Origin of the sequence: Rhodococcus sp. (in: high G+C Gram-positive bacteria) (assembly GCF_049286785.1) — a bacterium.
Lineage (GTDB): Bacteria > Actinomycetota > Actinomycetes > Mycobacteriales > Mycobacteriaceae > Rhodococcus_F.
Window position 1 is genome coordinate 1 of record NZ_JBAQEO010000738.1, and the last position, 4,681, is coordinate 4,681.

The window sequence follows — 4,681 nt, forward strand, 5'->3', positions numbered from 1 at the left end:
CGGTGGGACACGCGGGTCTCTTTCTGGTCGGGACGAGTTGGTCGCACTTCTCATCCTGCCGATAGAGACCCGCGCCCTCAGCTACCGACTCGCACCGATCGCGTCACCAACCTCATGAACCGCAACATCTAGTCGTCGAGGAGTGGTCCATCCTGGCGCTGATCCAGCGGGTGCTCGCCGGCGCCCTCGGGTGGCCCTTCGTCCCGGCAGGGACCATGGACGGTACCGACCTGCCCGCCGGCTCCGCCGAGGGAGTCAGGAGCCTGGTGGATCCGTTTGATGGCTCGGAATGCTCGGTCATGCCAGCTTTGCGCCCAGACGTGTCGCTCATCCACTGTCCTGTCGCCGACTGGGAGGGCAACGGCGTGTTGTTCCCGCCGTTCGCCGAGGACGTGTACACCGTCTATGCCGCCCGTAAGGGTGTCATCCTGACGGCCGATCTCATTGTGTCTCCGGCCGAGCTGCGTCGGTGGGCGGGCCACGTGAGGGTGCCCGCGGCCCGTGTTCTCGGTGTAGCGCAATTGCCCTTCGGTGCACACCCTTCCTCCTCGCCGGTGCCGGTGCGCGTCGGGGGAGCGTCCGGCTATGGCGAGGACTATGCCTTCCTCACCGAACTCGGGCGTCTGCGAAACGTGGAGGACGCGTCGTCCTTCAGCGAGCGGTGGATCGACGTGTCGAGCCGCGGGCAATACCTCAGCCAACTCGGCCCAGAGCGAATCGAGCATCTGGTGGCCATGGACCTCGAGGAGTCCTGGCGCATCGACGAACTCGATAACGAGCCCGACACTGTCGACGTCGGCCGAATAACGTTGAGTGAGCGTCTCGCGGTGTCCGGTGCCCGCGCGATGGAGGAGGTGGCGAGGGCGTCAGGGACTCGCACCGTCGTGGCCGGCGCGGGGCTGTCGCACCTTGCGGCGGCATTGGGGAGGGCAACGCTCCTCGAGAACGCCCATGTCGTAGATCTCGTGTTCGAGAGCGGTGTCCTCGGGTACGTCCCCAGGCCCCACGACGCCACCCTCTCCAACACTCGCAATCTTCCGACCGCGCGTCACCTCAGCAGCACCCTGGAAGTCCTCGGCATGTTGGTCCCGTCGACGCCGGAGACGACTATCGCGGTGCTCTCGGCCGGGATCATCGACAGCCAGGGCAATGCGAACAGCAATCGCTCGCCGTCGGACCACTTCCTTGTGGGAGGCGGGGGGAGCACCGACATCGCGGCGCAGGTAACGACGATCGCCGTTGTGACGGCGGATCCGCGCAAGTTTGTCGAGACGGCACAGTTCATCAGCTACCGCGGTACCCACGTCGACGTCATCGCCACGGACATCGGCCATCTCCGGAAAAGAGATGGGGTGTACGTCTTGTCCGCGTGGTTCTCCGATGCGGCTGACAGCGCGGACGCGGCCCTCGCTCTCATCGGTACGGCAACCGGGTGGGAGGTGCATCTCGCGCCTGACGTTCATTCGATGGAAGCGCCGAGCGCGACGGAGCTGGAATACCTGAGGGCGATTGACCCGGACGGCAACCTGCTCGGCAAATCGACGATGGTTCACTCCGCCGACACCCCGCCGGATTCCCAAGGCGACCGAGGACAAGGCGTCGGTGGCCAAGACGATCGCGCATGCAAAGCAACAGTGTAGGGGGAGCCTGGGAATGAACCGTGAAGAGAAGGACCTCGTCCGGTTTGCCGCTCGGTGGGCACCCTACGGTGGAGCGCCGGCCAGCGATGTCTTCGAGACCTTCGGCATGACTCTCGATAGATATCACGGCCGGCTGCGGCAGATCCTCGGGACGGACGAGACCGGTCCACCACCGATCGAGCGATCAACGAGTGGCAACACCGTAAGGGTGCCGAGTCGAAGTGGTAAGTCCGGGCCCCGCGTAGGTAATCCGACATCTGTATCAGCGGGCCGATAACGGCGGCAAACTGCACAACGTTTGGCACGAACTTCTTCGGCATCGAGAATGAAACCGTCGTTGAGCTGACGAAGCGTCACCACACGACGATCGACTACCGACCCATCGTCGGGTGCGCCGATGCTCAACTGGGGGGACATGCAGTCACTCCACGATGTGTTCCGTTGGATGCAGGAGGGGCACCATTCGATGGACGGCGGAAGAAGTCGTCAGGTCCGATAAGTCCGCGGACGGGATGTCGAATTGCGGGTCATTCCGTCGGGGAACCCGGTCGCGAGGGAAGATCCGTAGGTTGCACGGCCGGGCCGGTGACATCGCAATGTGGTTTGCACACCACCGAATCCGAGGGTGGCCGGGCGGGGCTTCCGATGCGGGCGGCGGCAATGCCGGCCCCAAGAAGTAGCAGGGCCACACAGATGAACATTGCGATGCGGAAGCCGTGCGAGAAGCCGTCCGGATCGACGAGGCTTTCTGCGTCGATGCCGGCGAGGGCAGGCAGCGCTGCGACCGCGAGCAGCTGACTGGTCCGGGCGACGGCGTTGTTGACTCCCGACGCGATCCCGGACTGTTCGGTGGGCACCGACCCCAGTACGGCAGCGGTCAGCGGCGCGACCATGGTTGCCAGCCCGAGCCCGAAGACCACGATGCCGGGCAGCACGTCCACCACATACGACGGGTCGGGGCCGATCCGCGTCATGAGGAGCAGGCCGACTGCGGCCACCGCGGGGCCGATGGTCATGGGGAGCCGGGGACCGTGCGTCTGTGCATATCTTCCGGCGCGTGAGGACAGCAGTAGCAACGCCAGAGTGATCGGTACGGTGGCGAGTCCGGCCACCATCGGCGAGTATCCGGCCACCAACTGCAATTGCAGCACCAGCAGGAAGAACACTCCGCCGAGTGCTGCGTAGACGGCCAGGGTCACCAGATTCGCGGCCACGAACATGCGGGAAGCGAACAGGTCGGGCGGCACGAGGGCGTCAGGTGAACGGCGTTCGACCACGACGAAAGCGAGCAGAGAGGCGGCACCCAGAGCTCCCGCGAGCAGATTCGTCTCGATCAGCCCGTAGGTGAGGGCGCCGAGCCCGGCCACGGCGAGCGCCGAACCGACGACGTCCAGGTGATCGGGCGGATGGGGATCGCGGCTTTCGGGAACGTGACGAATCGATGCCCACACGACGATGACGGCCAGCGGGAGGTTGAGTAGGAACACCGAGCGCCATCCGGCTACCTGCACGAGCCAACCGCCGAGCAACGGGCCGATGGCGCCGGCGACTCCGCCGAGGCCGGACCACAGTCCGATCGCGGCGCCGCGGTCGTCCTCATGGAGAGATGCCGAGATGAGGGCGAGGCTGCCCGGTGTCAGCATCGCGGCACCGACACCCTGCAGGATCCGCGCGATCACCAGCAGCGTGATGTCGGGGGCGATTCCGCAGAGTAGTGACGACACCGCGAACCAGACCGTCCCCCACACGAAGACGCGGCGTCTGCCCCAGCGGTCACCGAGTGCTCCGCCCAGCAGGATCAGAGCAGCCAGGGCAAGTGTGTAACCACTGAGGATCCATTGCAGTCCGGCGACGCCTGCGCCCAGGTCCTCGCCGATGTGGGGAAGGGCGATGTTGACCACCGTGCCGTCCAACAGTGCGAGGCTCGAGCCGAGAACGGTTGCGGTGACAACCCAACGTCCCTGCTTCGTGGCGAGACGAAGGTGTGTCGTCATGCACTCATGGTGCTCTCTTCGCGCACCGGCTTGCGCGGGATCGGGGACCATGGACGGGACCGGTCCGTTTTCGCGAGCAGAGGGGTTGTCATGCCTATCGACAACGACGTGTACAACCGGGTGGGCGAATCATGGTGGGAGGAAGACAATCCGCTCAACCTCCTACACGGGAGTGTGACGCCGGGCCGGTTCGCGTACTTCCGGACCGTGCTCGAAAAACGCTGGGCGGGGGACTACCGAGGACTGTCCGCGCTCGACATCGGCTCGGGAGGCGGGTTTCTCGCCGAGGAATTCACACGAATCGGATTTCGTGTTGTGGGTGTCGACCCGTCCGGCGTGTCGCTGGAGGCGGCACGCCGCCACGCCGCGGAGGGTGGTCTCGAGATCGACTACCGGATCGGCACCGGCGAACGACTGCCTGTCCCGGATTCCACCTTCGACGTGGTGTACTGCTGCGATGTGCTCGAGCATGTCTCGGATCTGGACGCGGTACTCGCGGAGACCGCCCGCGCGTTGAAGCCGGGTGGTCTCTACCTGTTCGACACGATCAACCGCACCCTCGCGAGCAAGGTCGTCGCGATCAAAATCATGCAGGAGTGGCGGCTGACCCGAATGTTCGATACGCCCATCCACGACTGGTCCATGTGCATCAGGCCCGGAGAGCTGCGCGCAGTGGCGCAACGGCACGGGCTCGAGATCGGCGAGATCGTGGGACTGGGTCCCCGGTCGAAGAATCCACGTAGGGTGATCGATCTGGCCAGAGCGCGGAGCGGGCATCTGAGTTACGGCGAGCTGAGCCGCAGATTCGATTTCGGGCAGGTACGGAGCACCGCCATCTCGTACATGGGCTACGCGATCGAGGCGGGGGCCTGAGCCGTGAGGCGATACAGCCTGAGAGCGCCGTGAGGCGATACAGCCTGAGCCTGAATCCGTGGAAGATCTTGGTGGCCGCGTCGGCGTGTGAATGAGGAAAGTGCCTTCTGAGCTGGGATGATCAGGGTCGTTGAAGTCCAGATTATCCGCCGCATCAGAAAGCACTTTCAGTGA

At 65.0% G+C, this 4,681-nt stretch carries 2 protein-coding genes and 1 pseudogene; 2 read left to right on the top strand and 1 reads right to left on the bottom strand.

Annotated features, from left to right (window positions below):
* Window positions 1–137: 137 nt before the first annotated feature.
* Window positions 138–1,640, top strand: a pseudogene (locus tag WAW17_RS26805) (hypothetical protein); the annotation flags it as partial.
* Window positions 1,641–2,167: 527 nt separating this feature from the next.
* Here WAW17_RS26805 and WAW17_RS26810 read toward each other — a convergent pair.
* Window positions 2,168–3,634: an MFS transporter gene (locus WAW17_RS26810; RefSeq protein WP_422335897.1), complete on the bottom strand. Its 1,467-nt coding sequence runs from the start codon at window positions 3,632–3,634 to the stop codon at window positions 2,168–2,170.
* A 90-nt stretch (window positions 3,635–3,724) separates the two neighbouring features.
* On the opposite strand from WAW17_RS26810, the gene ubiG reads away from it, so the two are divergent.
* Window positions 3,725–4,507: a bifunctional 2-polyprenyl-6-hydroxyphenol methylase/3-demethylubiquinol 3-O-methyltransferase UbiG gene (ubiG, locus tag WAW17_RS26815; protein ID WP_422335898.1), complete on the top strand. Its 783-nt coding sequence runs from the start codon at window positions 3,725–3,727 to the stop codon at window positions 4,505–4,507.
* The last annotated feature ends 174 nt before the right edge of the window (window positions 4,508–4,681 follow it).